This is a genomic window from Oceanobacillus sp. FSL W8-0428, from assembly GCF_038004405.1.
GTDB classification, from domain to species: domain Bacteria; phylum Bacillota; class Bacilli; order Bacillales; family Amphibacillaceae; genus Oceanobacillus; species Oceanobacillus sojae.
On the sequence record NZ_JBBORB010000002.1, the window covers coordinates 12,213 to 29,489 of the forward strand.

General features: G+C 38.5%; 19 protein-coding genes. All 19 read right to left on the reverse strand.

Going from position 1 to position 17,277, the window contains the following annotated elements; genetic code table 11:
- Positions 1–11 precede the first annotated feature (11 nt).
- Positions 12–896 carry a phage tail domain-containing protein gene (locus tag MKY30_RS23835; RefSeq protein WP_341085711.1) on the reverse strand — a complete coding sequence of 295 codons (885 nt, stop codon included), beginning with the start codon at positions 894–896 and terminating at the stop codon, positions 12–14.
- A complete protein-coding gene (locus MKY30_RS23840; protein ID WP_341085713.1) occupies positions 896–5,749 on the reverse strand; it encodes a tape measure protein in 4,854 nt (1,617 codons plus the stop codon). Before MKY30_RS23840 ends, MKY30_RS23835 begins: the two co-directional genes overlap by 1 nt.
- Before the next feature lie 241 nt (positions 5,750–5,990).
- Positions 5,991–6,311 (reverse strand): phage tail assembly chaperone G, encoded by a 321-nt coding sequence (gpG, locus tag MKY30_RS23845; protein WP_341085714.1) that lies wholly within the window; start codon positions 6,309–6,311, stop codon positions 5,991–5,993.
- A gap of 113 nt (positions 6,312–6,424) precedes the next feature.
- The gene (locus tag MKY30_RS23850; protein ID WP_445667738.1) at positions 6,425–7,048 is read right to left on the reverse strand and encodes a major tail protein; all 624 of its coding nucleotides are present in this window, start codon (positions 7,046–7,048) and stop codon (positions 6,425–6,427) included.
- Between the two features lie 29 nt (positions 7,049–7,077).
- The gene (locus MKY30_RS23855) at positions 7,078–7,461 is read right to left on the reverse strand and encodes a hypothetical protein (protein ID WP_341085717.1); all 384 of its coding nucleotides are present in this window, start codon (positions 7,459–7,461) and stop codon (positions 7,078–7,080) included.
- Entirely contained in the window at positions 7,461–7,853 is a 393-nt protein-coding gene (locus MKY30_RS23860; protein WP_341085718.1) for an HK97-gp10 family putative phage morphogenesis protein, read from the reverse strand. Before MKY30_RS23860 ends, MKY30_RS23855 begins: the two co-directional genes overlap by 1 nt.
- Entirely contained in the window at positions 7,850–8,221 is a 372-nt protein-coding gene (locus tag MKY30_RS23865; RefSeq protein ID WP_341085720.1) for a phage head completion protein, read from the reverse strand. The genes MKY30_RS23860 and MKY30_RS23865 overlap by 4 nt, the downstream gene beginning before the upstream one ends.
- Positions 8,214–8,513 carry a phage gp6-like head-tail connector protein gene (locus MKY30_RS23870; RefSeq protein ID WP_341085721.1) on the reverse strand — a complete coding sequence of 100 codons (300 nt, stop codon included), beginning with the start codon at positions 8,511–8,513 and terminating at the stop codon, positions 8,214–8,216. The genes MKY30_RS23865 and MKY30_RS23870 overlap by 8 nt, the downstream gene beginning before the upstream one ends.
- A 2-nt stretch (positions 8,514–8,515) precedes the next feature.
- On the reverse strand, positions 8,516–9,307 hold the full coding sequence (locus tag MKY30_RS23875) for an Ig-like domain-containing protein (protein WP_341085722.1): 792 nt from the start codon (positions 9,305–9,307) through the stop codon (positions 8,516–8,518).
- A 78-nt stretch (positions 9,308–9,385) separates the two neighbouring features.
- Positions 9,386–10,543, reverse strand: a complete 1,158-nt coding sequence (locus tag MKY30_RS23880) for a phage major capsid protein (protein ID WP_341085724.1) — start codon at positions 10,541–10,543, stop codon at positions 9,386–9,388.
- 20 nt (positions 10,544–10,563) lie between these two features.
- A complete protein-coding gene (locus tag MKY30_RS23885) occupies positions 10,564–11,256 on the reverse strand; it encodes a head maturation protease, ClpP-related (protein WP_445667740.1) in 693 nt (230 codons plus the stop codon).
- A gap of 77 nt (positions 11,257–11,333) precedes the next feature.
- The gene (locus MKY30_RS23890; RefSeq protein ID WP_341085728.1) at positions 11,334–12,476 is read right to left on the reverse strand and encodes a phage portal protein; all 1,143 of its coding nucleotides are present in this window, start codon (positions 12,474–12,476) and stop codon (positions 11,334–11,336) included.
- A gap of 12 nt (positions 12,477–12,488) precedes the next feature.
- The gene (locus tag MKY30_RS23895; RefSeq protein ID WP_341085730.1) at positions 12,489–14,120 is read right to left on the reverse strand and encodes a terminase TerL endonuclease subunit; all 1,632 of its coding nucleotides are present in this window, start codon (positions 14,118–14,120) and stop codon (positions 12,489–12,491) included.
- Positions 14,117–14,425 (reverse strand): P27 family phage terminase small subunit, encoded by a 309-nt coding sequence (locus MKY30_RS23900; protein WP_341085731.1) that lies wholly within the window; start codon positions 14,423–14,425, stop codon positions 14,117–14,119. The genes MKY30_RS23895 and MKY30_RS23900 overlap by 4 nt, the downstream gene beginning before the upstream one ends.
- A gap of 106 nt (positions 14,426–14,531) precedes the next feature.
- A complete protein-coding gene (locus MKY30_RS23905; protein ID WP_341085733.1) occupies positions 14,532–14,837 on the reverse strand; it encodes a hypothetical protein in 306 nt (101 codons plus the stop codon).
- Between the two features lie 4 nt (positions 14,838–14,841).
- A complete protein-coding gene (locus MKY30_RS23910; protein WP_341085734.1) occupies positions 14,842–15,171 on the reverse strand; it encodes an HNH endonuclease in 330 nt (109 codons plus the stop codon).
- Positions 15,172–15,238: 67 nt separating this feature from the next.
- Positions 15,239–15,691, reverse strand: coding sequence for a helix-turn-helix domain-containing protein (locus tag MKY30_RS23915; protein WP_341085735.1), 453 nt, complete (start codon positions 15,689–15,691; stop codon positions 15,239–15,241).
- Between the two features lie 378 nt (positions 15,692–16,069).
- The gene (locus MKY30_RS23920) at positions 16,070–16,456 is read right to left on the reverse strand and encodes a hypothetical protein (protein ID WP_341085736.1); all 387 of its coding nucleotides are present in this window, start codon (positions 16,454–16,456) and stop codon (positions 16,070–16,072) included.
- Between the two features lies 1 nt (position 16,457).
- Complete coding sequence (locus MKY30_RS23925) at positions 16,458–17,159, reverse strand: dUTP diphosphatase (RefSeq protein WP_341085737.1); 702 nt, start codon at positions 17,157–17,159, stop codon at positions 16,458–16,460.
- Positions 17,160–17,277 lie beyond the last annotated feature (118 nt).

Consider the following 17,277-nt stretch of genomic DNA (forward strand, 5'->3'; position numbering starts at 1 on the left):
TCTCACTCCTTTTAGTCATACTTGAATCTAAAATCGAAGGTTATTTTATAATCTATTAACCCATCTATTTTAAATTTATTAACCCCTTCGTTTATCACCAGGTAATAACGATTGGTTCGTTCCATGATAGTAGTTTTGTTTAATCTCACATCATGACCGTTAAAAATAATGATGTCTCCAGACTTCAATGCCCAGTCATTTTTTTTGGTTGGATTATACTCCCATTTATCTCCAGTTGTGTCATACAACATAAAGCTTGTAACACTCTGGTTAATTTCAATTCTGATCTCGCAATTATCTTTTTCTTGTATGACTTTTAAAGGTCTTCCTGCATTGTAAATATTAAATTCATTAACATTTTGGTATTGATAAATTAAGTTCTCAGGAGTTACATCAACACCCATACCGAAAGACCAATTACCGTTTGAGGGTATGCCTTTATGATTGTGTAAATCCATCGTTTTAAAACGACTCATCCAATATGGGTGGCCGTCAATTTTTAGTGGTATATCTAAAAATGCGTAAGTCTGCATATTGTCTGGTCTTTCAGGCGTATATTTATCTACTACTCTTACTTTCATGAGCTTGTTACCTTGTTGTGTTTCGGTAATATAAAAAGCACCCAAAGATTTAAAAAACGCAAAGACTCGGTCACGTTTCAACCTGTAGTCTGTTGCGTTCATAGCCTTTATTCTTCCTTTGATACTCATGTCCCTGTCATCATCCCGTACACCTGTGGTAATCTTACCAGGACGTCTAGGTATGCTTTGTTCGGTTATTTCTTGACCAATAGAGGAAACTTCTAAATCTAAACCTCGTAACCCATACCCTAAATCATCCACAGGTAGGGGGATCGGGTTAAAGTTTAAATCGTATATTTTAAAAAAATCCTGCATCAGTATGCACCCCCTGGTCTACCTGTAAAAATGCCATGTTTAGCAGATTCCCTTGAATCTCTCTTGTCATAAGAACGTTTAATGTCCCCCTCAGTCAAAACAGGCTTAGCTTCAATATTACGGCTGGATAATACAAGTTCAGTTAAGAGTTCTACTTGCCGTCTAAGCAATGATATTTCTTCTGATCTATCATAATCATATTGCCGGTTATCGATTCTGGAAACATTATTCTGCTGATATGGACTGTTGCTCTTAGCAATTTGTTTTCCAGCCAAAGCTAAAAGTTTCATAGCCTCAGTACGTCCAGCAGGACGATTATATGCGGCTGGTATAACAGCCTCGCCTTTGTGAAGATATGCTGGACCATCTTCTGGCACATAGTTTGTACCTTGCTTATACTTACGCCCACCTCTTGGTCCCCAGCCACGCTTACCGTATGGTAAATCTCTTCTCCATGTACGGTTATTGAAGAAGGCTAACAGCTGGTGATAACCGTCAAAGATGTTTCCAAACCCTTTTACTTTATAAGCGTTAAAAGTTTGAGGGATATACTGTAATAAACCTTTTGCTGGGTTATTATTAGCCATATTGACATCCCATACTGCAGAAGATTGTACAATTCTCTGATTACCACCTGATTCACGCTGAATTTGAGCAAGAATCCCTTGTACTTCGGCGTTTGTAACTTTCTCACCCATCTGTGCTGCAGCTCTCCTGATTGGTAAAGTCCATCCGCCAACATTGGTGATGCCCATTCCCATACTGACACCAGTACCGGAGCTAAACATGTTATCAATCTTTTTCTTAAGAAATTCAATTCCGCCATCTTTGATTTTCTTGAATCCCTTTACTGGTACCTCTTTAAATGCTCCAATGAATTTCTCTGGAAAAACACCTAAAACATTTAATGCTTTATTAAGCAATTTAGATGGGTTTTGAACATAATCCCAAACATCGAATGCTACATCTTTAGCTTTGTTTACGCCTTGTTTAGTTTTATCCCATGTCCATTTAGCTCCGTTTTTTACGTTGTTCCACGTGTTTCCTGCAGCATTTTTGATACCTGTTCCCATACTATATGCTGGGATTTTAAGGTATTCTTTAGTATCCAATGCAGATAGAACCTGTGTACCTTTTGGTAAATCCATAATTGTTGGCTTAATTGGTGATAAAAATTCCTTTCCGTTTGGCAACCTTATTAATTCTTGTCCGGCGTTTTTCCCAACACCATCTGATACTAAAGCTTTTCCTCCAGGGTGTCCGTCAGTACCTTGCGCGTGTGCTGCAATTGCTCCTCCAAATGCGTTACCTCCACCAACAGTTATAGTTGGGACATCCCATGGATCTAGTTCCATATTTTCTAAGCCTAGTTTTCCGAGCACCCAATTAATTCCGTTAATGACACCATTAACACCCTTACCCAAGGTAGAAAGCATCCCATTACCAATATTGGCAAAGGCAGTTTTTATTTTCCCAATCGTTTTGCTTATTCCATCAGCCATTTTCCCTGGCATATCCTTGACGTTTTGAACCATTTCCTTAATCCATCCAGATACGTTGTCCCGGATGTTTTTAAAAGTTTCAGAGATTCCATCTTTCAAACTTGTGAATCTCTCTTTTACATTTGAGACAATATTTTTAACCGGATTCCAAATTTTATCTTTTACTGCATTCCAGAGCCTTTGAGCTGTATCACGAATTGTAGTAAAAATATTGGAAGTACTTTCTTTCATCCCGGTGAATCTATTACGAACAAAATTAACAATGTTTCCAATTATCTCTTTAAAAAATCCAAATACATTATTCCAAAGGGATGTTATAAAATCTTTGATGCCGTTGAAAATGGTTTTGATTATATTCCACAGTCCTGTGAAACTATTTTTCACAAAGGTAACAATAGTCGATATTATTCTATTGAAGAACGACCATATTCCGTTCCATATAGTAGAGATTATTCTCCAAATGGTTTGCGTTATTGTACTTATAGTATTGCTCATGGTAGTGAAACTACTTCGAACAAAACCAACAATCCAAGTAATCACTGTGGAAAACAGATTACTTATACCTGTCCACATTGATTTAAAGAGACCAGCAAAGCCTTTGATGAACAACATGCCGCCTTTGATAATTCGACCAAAAAATGATACCTGGATAAAGTTCCAAACAAATTGAACCGCTCCTGATAAAATCTTTTTGACTGCATCCCACATCTCAGTCCAGTTCCCCGTGAATAGAGCGCTGAAAAATTGAATAATACCTGTTATGACTTTTAGAGCGCCGTCTATAGTGCCTTTTATAGCATTCCATGTTTCGATAACGATAAATTTAACTACTGGCCAGACAACAGTCATGATTTTTTCTATTACGGACATAGTAGTTTTAATAATTTTTTGGATATACGGAAAGACTATCTTCACTCCTGCACTCAAACCGTTTATAGCACCAAGTGCAACCTTAGATATTTTTGGCCAAACAACATTCCAGCCGATGGATATTTTATCAAGTGCCCATTTGATGGATGTGTATATACCTGATGAAAATTTCTTTATTCCATTCCAGACGACTGTGGCAGTACCAAGCACAACAGTCTTAATAAAACCCCACACATTTTTAGCAGCCTGCTGTATCATATCACCATGCTCGTTCCAAAAATCGGTGAGCCTGCCCCATACATCCATTACATAGGATACAACTGCGGATATTGCTGCAGATACATTGGATTTAACAGCATCAAAAATAGACTTAGCTTTTGTTAAGATGCTATCTCCGTTTTTATTCCACCAATTAATTAATCCACCCCATATTTTTTTAACAAAACCAACGGCAGTCGAAATCCCCTCTGATATGCCATCTTTAATTTTCCCAAAGATGCCAACTGTTTTATTTATCATTTTTCCAGAACTTGAACCGAACCAAGACGTTAAACTAGACCAAGCGTTTTTAATAAAATCAGTAAAGGATTTTATATATGGAGCAACAAACTCTGTTAGATTCCCCCATACATTACTGATTACTTCGGTTACTTTTGATAGTGCATTACCAACAATTTCAGAGACAGATTCGAAAGTATTATTAATAAATGGAATTACCTTGTTCTGTAAAATATCCTTTGTACTGTCGTATATGCCCGTGAAGACTTCAACCACTTTATCAATTGCAGGCTTTAAGAATTCATAAATAGTGATTCCTAAATCTTTAAAAAAAGTTCCTATACTTTGGATAAGGTTTCGGAACTTCTCTGACTTTTTATAAGCTGTAACAAATGCAGCACCTAAAGCAATTATTCCAGATATAATCCATCCGATAGGGCCGGTCAATACTCCAATTGCTCTGGATAAGAAGCCGATATTCAAAATGAATTTACTAAACCTTTTTATCAGTCCACCAATCCATTTAAACAGACCACCAAATGGCGCAACGACTTTACCAATTGCGACAGATAGTCCGCCAAACGCAGAGGAAACACTGCCGACAAATATAACTAGTTTACCTAAAACCAAAAGTACTGGTCCAATCCCGACAGCTGCTACACTTCCAAATATTGCAAACTTTTTAATCAAATCCTGCATAAATGGAGACAAACCATCATACGTTTCTTTTAATGCTTTCGCTTTATCTATAACAGCGGTGAAAAATTTACCAAATTTTACTCCGGCTTTTTCTGCAAAGTCTCCCATGGTATCTATTCGACCAGTAAAATCAACAATTAAAGGCTTTAGTTGAGAGAAAAATCCTCCACCTTTACCGCCGGCATCTAAAAAGGAAGCTCCCAAACGACCAACAGCTGCCCACATATTTGCTAGACCTGCAGTAAAGGATTCTTCACCGATTTTTTGTGCTGCTCCACCAATGTTATTTTCGATGGCTGACATTAACATTTCGGACGATATTTTACCATCTGAAGCTAAGTTAGTTACTTCTTCTGCTGCAACGCCAGCCTCTTTCGCTAGCCATTGATAAACTGGCAATCCTCTATCAGATAATTGCTGTAACTCACCATTATAGGCTTTATTTGAGGTCTTTACTTTATTTAAGACCGCTCCCATTTCACTCATGCTTGAACCAGCTATTGCAGCAGCATCACCAGTGGTTGATAAGTACTTTGTCAATTCTTTCCCCGGTTCTACTCCTGCAGCAACAGCATTGGCAGCTGTGGTTGCAGCTTCACCCATACCAAAAGATGTTCCGCGAACCGCATCAAGGGCAGACTCCATGATTTTTTCTACACCTTCAGCATCATGACCAAGACCTTTCAACTTGGCTTGAGCTGTGTCTATCCCAATGAGTCGGTCAAACCCTTTAACAAGTGCTATACCGGTTAACGCGGACACAGCACCCAAAGCTGGCATGGTGATTTTTTTGGTTAATTGCCCACCGATATCCGACATTTGAGTACCGATACCTTTTAATTTGCTTCCAAAATCCGTTAATCCTTTACCAACCTTTGTCCATCCACTATTTGCAATAGCTTGTTCTTTTTTAAGATTCGTGAGCTCATTTTTTGTACGTTGGACATATCTTTCAAGGTTATTTAGAGCTGCAGCTTGATTATTGTATTCTCTCGCTGCTTTTTCAGCCTGTTTTGACCCTGCACCGTACTCAGCAACCATCTTTTCATATTCAGACTTAGCTTCCTTCACAACGGTTTTTTGTACTTCTAATTTTTTGTTTAGTCCAGCCAGTCTTGTTTCATACTTCTCGACCGATTTATCACCACGGTCAAAAGCAGACATATTTCTTTTCATCTCGCTATTGACAGTTTTTATACTATCTTTAACGCCTTTTAATCCTCTGTCCAACTTTATTGTATTCAGATCTAAGTCTATACTTAATCCTTTTAAAAGCTCCGCCAATATATATAACCTCCCTTCTTAGGGAATTAAAAAAGCCCTTATCACTTGGATAAGGACTATAAAGAATTTATCAATGCTTCTTGTTGACTTTCCGTTAATTCTCTTTTCTTCGTTGTAACTTCTATGAGATAAAAAATGGGAGATTCCATGATTTCATTCATTTTCCATCCGCTTTCTAATAAATCTTTAACCAACAGGTCAAAATACTCTTTCTGCTTAGTAAAGGAGAAGTCTTCATCAGTTAATCTTTCTTCTCCTTGGATGACTCCCCCGATTCACTATTTGAAGTCATCACTGACCGCAATTGATCCATAAGAGTTTCGAATAACAAAGCTGCATGTGTGCCTTTAATCAATTCATCTCTTGAAAATTTATTGTTATATAATTTTTCTGATATGAAGTCAGCCACACGTTCAAAATCCGAACGCTCTATATCGTCTCCTTTTTTCTCCATTTCTTTACCCAAGTCTAAGGCATCTAAAGCTGCGTCTCCATCAACATGTTGTGGTTGAAAAAACTTTTTCTTTTCTCCGTCAATCATTAATGTTATTTGTTTAGCCATTTTTTTCCTCCTAATGTATAAGAAGAGCAAGAAATTAATCCTGCTCTTTGATTATTTTAAATTTATTTCAGCCCCGCTTGTTGTAGGGTTGACTGCTTCAACCTCGGGGCTGATTACTCCCCCGAGCCACCGTCGTTGCCATCATCTCCATTTAAGGATTTTCCTAACAATGCTTGGAAGAACTTATCTTCACTGAAATCTTCATGTTTAGAATCAGCTGTAACTTTTCTGACTTCATCCGCTTGTCTATGCAAAGAAGTTCCTTCTGCTGTTTCTTCTCCAAATTCGATACTTGCTTCTTTTGTAGAACCTTCCATGCTTGGATCATTAAACATTACCTTAGTTAATCCGATTAGTTTATATGACCCGTCTTTTCGTTCATGCTTAAACCACATTGCAACATAAGGATTCTGCTTACCTGCCTTTTCAGAGTAAACCCCATTTTCATCCGGTTTTTCATTGAAAATTTCTTCTCTGACTTCTTCTGGAAAAGAATGCATTCCCAAATTGACTGTGCTTTCACCGTCAGACTTAGCCGATTCAATAATAATACCGTCTGCATATGCAGATACTAGCTCTCCACCTGATTCAATACCTATGGTGCGAAGACCTTTTGTTTGTAACGGCTCATCATATTCAAATATTCCACTCTCGTCCGTTTTCTGAACTGCAAAGCCCAAATCTTTGACGTTAATAAATGCCATAGGCGTTTTTGCTTGTTTTACCAAATTAATCACTCCTAATTTTTAATAATAAAAAAGACAGCTCAAAGTCTGTCGTAATCTTCTCTATAAACTTTTTCTCCGTATCGTCTCGCAATCCGGAATATTCCGGTATCCTTATCCCATTCATCGGGACCGGTGGTTTCTGAAAAACCGTTGTCATCAACTAATATCTTCCGGATACGTTTAGCGACCAAATCCCTTGTTTTTCGGTTGTCTGACCAGATATCCACTTGCACAAGGCTGTCCTCAGTTAAATAAATACCGTCTGCATAATCTCCAATCTGATTTGTATCAATCGGATCAAATACAACGTAAGTGCCGCTAAAATCACCAGTGGGCGGGTATTCATAAAATTTAATACGATTTCCTACATATTCGTCGATAACAGAATCAGCCATCAAAAGAGAATACATATAATCGAGCATCAAATACCCCTCCTAACCGCTTCTTTTATGACACGTCTATATTCGTTTTGAGCATTGCGCATAGCTCTTGCAACGGCGCCCTTACCAGCTGGATTAGGATTTTTAACCGTGCCCCACTCATTGAGATGGATAATGCGATAACGGTTATCTGGACCACGCCAGTGTATTTTGATTGTGCGTACTCCATTAACTACAATAATGTCTGATACAGTAATCTCATCATAACTAGCTCCCGTGTCTTTCCAACTGGAGAATTGGCGTTGTAGTTCTTTCACGAAAACATTAGCGCCTTTTTTTAATGCATCATCACTAATACGATTCATAGCAGACTTACCAAGGCGTTTTTCCAATTCGGCTATTAGCTGTGCTTCCCCTCTTACTTTGACGCTCATTGTGTAGCCACCTTTGCGACAATATCAATAAAACGCCTGTCCTGCAGGTTAGGTTGCGCCGTAACAATGTTATACGCTAATCCTTTATAATCCACATCATCAATTTCTAAATAATTCTGGTTGCTAGGTCTATAATCAGCCTGCGGGTCTCGTATAGTGATAGTTAAATCCGATAACGTACCGTTAGACTTAGCAAGTTCTAAATCTTTCAGCCACACTCTCTCCACCTTGCACATGCATTCATATAGCACGCTCTTTTGCTTTTCCCCGGGTTCGGGGCCATCATTAGGGGTATACTCATAAAACGTGATAGGCGTACGTAATTGACCGCTGTGGACTCTTGGAGGCTTATACTTAAACTCACGCATCAGTATCACTCTCCAATGGATAAGCCATGTCAATCCCAAGTGCTGTGATATCACTTAGAAAATTGTTTTCGAAGTATTCCACAGCGTCATTGAAAGCATAGCGTGAGCGTTCCAAGACGAGTTCTTGACCTCGTTTATCAAGGTCTGTGTCACCATCTAATGAAAACTCACCGCACCTGCTGGATACATAAACATAAGAAGAGGACAACAAGTCTTTTAATCTTGTGTCCTCTGAATTGTGGGATATAATCATTCTGTCTTTAAAACGTTTCAGAAATTCCTCTGATATCATGTTTATTCACCGTCTCCTGGATCCGGCTCTGGATCCGGCTCTGGATCCGACTCTGGATCCGGCTCTGGATCGGGCTCTGGTTCCGGTTCAGGTTCAGTGAGTGTCAATGCATGGCTGTCTGTGTAATCACCATCATCTGTGGTTACGGTGGTTGTATATTCGCCTGCCGGTGTATCAGCTGACCAACTTATTAAACCACTGTTATTAACTGATAATCCCGTTGCAGACGGAGTGATAGCATAAGATACGCTCTTATTTGTCGCATTAGTCGGCTCTACTGTGGCTGTCAATTGCCTTGTTCCTTCTGTGCCTGCTTCGCCATTAGATGTTTTAGGTGATAAAGCTACACCAGTTACATTAATTACTGGATCCGTTACTGTTACCTCGCAAGTCGCTGTTTTAGCACCATCAGCTGTCGTAACCGTAATTGTGGCACTACCTGCACTTACAGCAGTTACAACACCAGAGCCATTAACTGTAGCTACATCTGTATTGTCTGATTGCCAAGTAACGCTTTTATTTGTTGCATTTGCCGGAGTAACTGTTGCCGTTATATTGTCTGTCGCTCCTGTATCCAATGATAAACTTGTTGGATTAACAGTAACGCCAGTAACCGCAATTGGCAGAGTTTTAAATGCAGGTATATCCACTCTTTCAGATTCCCTGTCATCCTCTACTCTTACTGCTTGATAATCTCCTGCAGCAACATCTGTGTTTGGTTCAATTCCTGTGATTTCAAGAGGACTCTCGCCCTCTGTTACCACTTCATCACCTTTGTAAATTTTAAAAGGCATTATAACCCTCCTTTACTTAAGTTAAATTAATGACTGCCCCGTCAGTCGTTGGCGTGACATTGTCAATCTCGGGGGTCGTTACTCCCCCGGCTCACCATCACCATTAGAAATGTCTACATTCAGATCATACAATTGTGCAGCGTTGTTATCTTTAGGCTTACCTGTAGCAAACTGTTTTGCAATAAACAGGTCAGCATCTTCTAAAGCAAGCGTTTCAGTATATCGTTTAACTTCCACACCGCCGCCGATAGCTGCAACGTACTCATCTTTAACAAAAAATAGCGCTTTGCCTTTTGGAATAAATACAGATTCCGTCATAATCGGATTAAAAGGAAGATTAGTAGTGTAGACACCACTTGCAGTCTGCACCGTTGCATTTGCTTGAATATCAAACGTATCAAACGGATTAGTCACCATAACGATTTTACCAGCTACGTTACGTGGACGTTCAGCTACAGTACCATCTGATTTCAATCGTTCAGCTAATTTTTTAACAACGCCTTTAAGCTCGTTTATGGTGGTGCGCCCTGGTTTAAAAGTAAGAGTACCCGCAGATTCCTTATCCGTAACAGCTCCGTTAGTGCCAACCTCTTTAAGTAAACCAATAGGTTCATTTTGAGACGGACCTCCTCCTTCAACATATCCACGTTCTAAACCGACAGTCATTGCTTCCGCGATAATTGTGCGTACATAACGCTCAACCCATGCAGGGCCCAATTTAAGCATGTCTTTTGCAATTGGTACAAAAGCAGTTAATTTAAGCTGTTCAATTTTCTCTTTACGGAAGGTTGCATTTAATTGTCCTTTGATATCACCGAATAATGGCCCCCATACAGCCTGTCCTGTTGGATCATTGGAATAAATAAACTCTGTTACTGCACCTAAGTTTTGGATACCGATAGCTGATAAAAGAGGATGATTATTTGTGATGTCCTCAAAGATTCGTTCCTGTGTAGTTTTTGGCAGCGTATCTGTGTCTTTAAATCCGCCTTCTTCAATTACAGCGTTGAAAAACTTCGATTCTTCGGACGTCAATACGTTCTGCCCACGCTGCGACATAACCATTGCATCAGCGTTCTGCATGTTTACTTCATTTAAAATCTGCCCGCGCACATCGTTTCCAAGTGCTTCAAGCATATTGTTTAACGCAACCGCTTGCTCTTCATCTGTTCCGTTTTTTGTGGAATCTGCAAATAACTGTTTCTTTTCTTCGAAATTATTAAACTTAATTGTCATTAGAAAATGACCTCCTTATTTTATAAATTTAAAAAGAGCTTACTCATATTTTTTTGAGTAGGCTCTGGTTCTGGTGGTTTGTTATTTTGTTGTGCAGCGTATTTAGCTACTAAATCATCTTTAAAATTCTCAACTTTTTCTTCTTCCTCTTGTGTATCATCAATTTCAATTTCTTCTGCTACCTCATCGGCTAATCCTAATGCAACAGCTTCATCTGCAGTCAACCAGGTTTCATCTTTAAGCAATGTAACCAATTCATCATCAGAACCAACGAAACGCTTTTTATATGAGGTACGTAACGCTGTATCAACCTTACGCAAGTCTTTAGCCGTTTTTTCAAACATATCAGCATTACCATATTCAATCGTGCTGGCTTGGTGTACCATCATCATGGTATTGCTTGGCATAATGACTTTATCGCCTGCCATCGCAATAACAGATGCAGCGCTTGCTGCCCAACCATCAATATGCACAACAATTTCTGCATCATGCTGTTTTAAGATATTACAGATAGCCACACCCTCGAACGCAGACCCGCCACCCGAATTGATGTGAACATGAATTTTTTCTGCTGATGTTTGTTGTATCTGTTCTAATACTCTTTCAGCATTGTTCTGCCAACCTCCAATAAAACCGTAGACAGATAACTTATATTCGTTATCAGATTTTGCTTCAAAACGAATATCTCTTTTAAGATTAATTAATTTATTCATATCCGGTTTGTTCACTTATTCTCACCCCCTTTTAAATATACAAAGGCTACTACCTGTAGCTAGGAGATAGTGACCACCTACCTTTCCTGTGATTCTTCATTACTTTCCACAACCTCGGAGTAGTTCTTTGTCATCACATACCTGGAATGAATTTCCTCACCGGTTTCTGGTAATTTAAATTTATCCCGCATTTCATCGCCATTCATGACACCAGTAGCGATTATCTTGTCAATGGCGGTAGCTAGATCGAATATGTCACGATAGCTTGGTCTGACTACTTCCAGATTCTCACCGTTTAAATAATCCTTTTTCTCAATGAATTTATTATTTAATTCATCGCTAATCTTTTCGATAATCGGGTCTATACAAAAAAACATGAAATTTCTTGTCTGTTTCTCCACATCAGCCATCTCCCCGTGAATGAGAGAGGGAGGGATTCCCAATGCTTTTGCCACTTGATTCATAAAGTCGTTCGTGGCTTTTGTGACATCCTCCACAGATTGACCAGAACCAACAGCGCCCTTTGAATGCTCCTCATACTTAAAACCTTGTTGTTGTGGGACAATAGCAAAAGCTTTTGTCTTGATTGACCCATAAAGCTTGTCTATGAATTTTTGTAAAGGGTTTTGCCCGTCCTCATCTTTTCTCACTGTAGTGCTTACATCTACAGTTGCTCGTATCTGGTTTTTGTGTTTCTGAAATTCTAACAACCTACCAATCAACTCACCGTAATCATCATAAAGACTATCTATTAATCTTGATAAATTCACATTGCTGTACTCAATAAAAATAACCTCACTCATAGGAAACGTCCTTTGAAAAGTGAAGTTATTTATCGTTACATCTTTAAATATGTCTTCTACAAGCCCGTATTCAATGTGATTGTAATCATCAGCAATTAATAAATCGTCTGTATCCGATTTAATGATTAAGCATTCCTTATCATGTATCATTTTGTGGATAACAGTCTGCCAAAATATAGCCGCGGATTGATTCTGATTCGGTCTAACGTTTAATTTATAATACATTTCATCTTTAACAGTTTTCTTATCTTTTCGAATCCTAAACTCTGACTGACTGATAGTTCTTCCGATAAAATCCACACACGTTTGTACAGCTAACTTTTTTTGCTGTATACGTTCGGAGGTGGAATCGATTAAATCCAAGTCATACATCTGTTCCAGTTCTTTATTTTTCCTGAGTAAATCAAATAACCCCAATGTCTCACCTCCTTAAAATTCAATAGTATCTAAGATGAATTTTTCTTCCTCTTCAAAGATATTATCCGCTTGCCACAACGCGTGTATGAATGCTTGAAATGGGTCTGTCTTTCTTCTTATTTCGTCTTTTTTAAGGTACTCCTTATTACTGTCTTTCTTAATCTTCACATACACATTATTGGTCGCCCACCGCATCATAGGGTTATCCCCGAAAATGATATTGTGTTTAGCGAATAGAGTTTCTACCCGCGGAGCCAATTGTGCATGTATTGCCTTCGGGTTTCGTATATATATTAATTCAAACCCTTCTGCTTCCAGGGCTGTTTTGACTAAGTCCAAACGGAATGTGTCTGCCACTATACGATGTACCCCGTATTTTTCCCGCATATCACAAAACCAGTTAACAATGTGCTTGATATCAATAACAGGCTCATCCACAATGGTTAATAAACCATCATGCTCCCAATCGTAAATAGGTGCTTTCAATTTAACGTTATCTAAAAACCCTTGTCGGACAAATGAATGAGTTTTCCATATATAATCATCACCGTCTTTGAACAATAATCCTACTGCAGCAAAGTCTTTGATGCTAGCAAAGTCTAATCCACCTACGCATACTTTATGTTCTAATTCCGGCATCGGTCTGTTAGTCGCCATTATATCTTCCCATGAAGCTACCGTTTGCGTTGGGTCAACTTCTGGCAAGTTCATTCTTTTTGTCATGAATTCCATGCGATTGCTGGGATTGTTTACAAGCTGTTTGAACTGTGTTTTAACTTTCCTGAATAACCCCTTACCATAAGTACTCATCGGTTCACAAAACATCGGATTAGCCTTCTGCCACATTGTGAAATCATCTACTTCTTTCGGGTCATCAATCTTGCAGATGAACGGAAACATCGGGTCGTCTAATTCTTTACCTTCTAAGATGTTCATAGCGCGTTCTTTTGTCTTGTCCAAAAAACCCTCGCGAACAAACCCATCCGTGCCAATAAAAAACTCTCTGCCGTTGTCTACTTTACCCAACCCACTAGAAAACACATTCACTGTATCGTAATTTTCGTACTGATGAATTTCATCGTATATTATGCAACCGTCTCTTAGACCATCTTTTGTATTCGCGTTGGATGTATGGTACTGGACAATGCTTTTCGTATCATTGCCAAGTATTTCAACCTTTGTACGATAAAACATATTTTCTAAAACCTTTTCACCCTCAATAACATCATATATTTCTCGGAATGATGTTTTCGCCTGTAGTTCACTATTCGCTACGATCGATATATTATATTTATCAATCCCATGCAGTGGACTAATGAAAAAATGCGCCAACGCTGAAATAAGTCCGTTTTTCCCTCCGCCTCTCGCCATCATAATTAAAAATTGCTCATAAAAAACAGCGCCGTCTTTATAAAATAAAAAGACAAACGCTGCTATGAATTTCTGGAATGGTTGTAAAGGAAAATACCATTTTTCAGTAAAGGCTATGAAGTTTTCAATTTTTGTTTCGTCAAAATACAAATCATCCCTGCTAAGGACGTGTTCTTGTAAATGTTCGATTAAGAGAATGCGCTCTTTATTCAACTTAATCTTACCGTCCATATAAAGGCTGATATATTCTTCCACATGCTTGTTCGTAATCATATCAAATCGTCAGCAGAGCGCGTGGGTTCTTCTTCGATTTCCGGTGTAAAACCAAATGACTTTTCTATACTTAGTAAAGCAGCATTTGCTTTGTTGCGTTCCGTCAGCAGAGGGTGAGCCTTCACGAACGTTTGTGAGGCGTTTACTGTCGTAACAGATTCCCCTTCTTTTTTGATTGTTGCATCCATGCGTCTGTACGATTCTACATGTTGTATATATCTCTCGACTTTTTCAACTTGCATCAAATCGTCCACATCTATTCTTTCCATCAGCTGCTTTTTTAGTTTAGGAATACTTACCGCCATGTACTCACCCCCCTTACGTGTATTATTTTTCCAGTAAATCTCGGAAGTCGAGTCCCCTGCCCGCTCCCCTTGGCTAAAGGATTTGCCAAAGTTATTGGTGGGGGGATTATTTGTTTCCGATTATTTTATGTTTCCATTTCCACAACACTAATTGTATCCTGAACATAATAGAATCAATTCGTTCTGCAATGGTTTTATTGCCAACTAACTTTGAGTCTGATTTCATTAATTCTTCAATCGGTGTTATGGATAGATATTCATCTGTGAAGAACATCGGTCCGTAATTAGTTATTTTATAATATTTCCATTGAGATATATCTATACCACGTAATTGCATTGGCTTTAAATGCTTATGATAAATATCATCATCAATTGGTTTTATTTTTAATTGTTTAATCTTCTCTTCAATCATCCAATCACCACCATTCGTCTCCTGCCCACTTATTCTTTTTAGGTTTAAATATCCTTCCCTCTTTAACATTATGATGATACACACACAAGGTCTGTAGATTATCCAGTGTTAAAGCCAGCTTAGGATAATGTTCTATTGGATAGATATGATCCACGTTTAACTTAACCTCTTTACGTTCTCCTGGTGTCTTGATGCTATCTACTGTTACCTTGCCTTCCTTCTTGCAATGGACACACTCGTGATTGTCTCGCTCAAGTGCTGCTTGTCTTAATGTTAGCCAAGGCTTACTTCGATAGAACCTTTTCTTTTGTTCGTATGTTTTGTATTCAGGCATACATACCACTCCGCAATAAAAAGACACCTCAATCAAGAGATGCCTTCTTCGTTACTCCAATTATAAACTATTTATTTTCCTGCACATAATTTGTTGAATCTGTTGCACTACCCTGTGGATAACTTTTAATCCTGCATGCAATCCGTTCAAGTGTTCTGTAAACTCCCGTCCGTTCCATTCCCATAATTTCAGCTATATCAGTAATCCTGTACCCATCCAATCTTAACTTTAATATCGATGCCTCTTTCTCATCAGTGATTCTATGCCATCTGTCTTGCAAGTATTTCATATCCGTTATCATGTCTGCGAAGAATTTTGTATTTTCAATCTGTCTCATCGCTTCATTCTCCACCACACTGGAGAAACCATTCCCTTTCGGAAGTGATGATTCAATGCCATACTGTGACACTCCGATACTTTTCATTTCTTCTGTAGCCAGTGTATTTATATTATTCATGTTGATGTGATAATACTTTATAATATCCATTATCTTCTTGACTGTATAATAGTTATCTGCCACTGAATCACCTCTGTTATTTAATCGTGTCTTTTACATAAACAGCCTCATAGTAAATTTCTTCAATCGTTCTGATGTATTGACCTCGCTTGTTATAAATCTTTTCAATCGCTCTCACTGGCTTAATTGGCTTTACACATTCGAATCCGGATTTTTCCTTGTCTATACACAGCACCAGACACTTGTATTTATCGGTATGTCTAACCCTGCTAATAGCCCGCATTCGCAAGCTCACATCTAACAGATATATTTGTCCATTCCAGCGTGTATAAAGAGCAATCCTCTAGCTTTCTACCGTCGCTAGTGTGAAAGATTCCTAAATGCCGAAGTCCTCTGATAAGCTCTGATTTTCGTTTCTGTACTTCGATATCGCTCATGTAATCACTCCTTTATTTCCCAACTACCTTCAATCAAATCTTTTAAAGTCAGATCGTCAATTGCATCTTCATCGTCATATTCTCCTGGATGAAACCTTATTGAATCAGCACCATCTATTGAAATCCACCTTATTCTTTTTCCTTGCTCCAACGCTTTCATTGCTTCTTCAAACGATACATAGTTTGGTTGAATTCGCCATTTAACTGAATCAACTACTCCACCATCTAACATCAATGTTCTTTCACCAAATCCGTCTTCAAGTAGTTTTATACCGCCTGATTCACGCTTAATCACTTGTATTACTTTTCCTAATTCAGATACATCACCAACAGCAATCTCCCCAACCTTCAACCTGTCAATCATCTGTCCAGTAGTTAGTAATTCGCTCATGCTATACCTCCTCTGTATGTTTAACCCCAGTTGACCCATATCCATTACTGCCACGATCTGATTCAGACAACTTGTCCACTTCTTCAAATTCTGTTATGGCTACTGGAGCAAGTACCCCTTGTGCTATTCGGTAGCCTTTACGGATAACATAAGAGCCATACGGTAATTCGTTTTCCCCCGCAAACTCCCAAGTATCAGATAATTCCCCTTTAACGTCAGTAGGGTGCATTGTTGTCCAGTTGTCCTTGTGCTTTACTTCGATATTATCCACAATCACACCAACCTCACCACGATAATTGGAATCAATCGTGCCAAGTTGTACCCTTAACTTAGTTTTTAGTGTTATTCCCGATCGTGGTCTTACTTGTATTTCATATCCTTTTGGAATATCAAACGCCAATCCTGTTTTGATTAGTTTCGTTTCTCCCGGTTCGATAATTACATCTTCAACAGCTACTAAATCAAATCCACTATCGCCTTGTTGTGCGTATTTTGGTATTACTGCATCTGGATGTATCTTTTTGACCTTCAACCCTCCTTCTCTTTCTTTGCTATTTTCATATGCCAGCAACACGCTCTCAATCTGTTCTAAAGATGGCGTTTCTTCAATTTCTTCAGCCCTTTTTTGTATTTTCTTCAAAAAATCAAAAGATAATGTCCATCCATTGTTTTTGTCTTCTTCATTCGCATATTTTAATCCCATGTTTTCACACCTTTCTATCTAAAAATCACATAATCATAATCCCTTACCTTGCTGTGATACGTTTTAACAACCTGTATCCTGTCTCCATCATGGTTTATCTTGGTGGTTTCTTTGATGT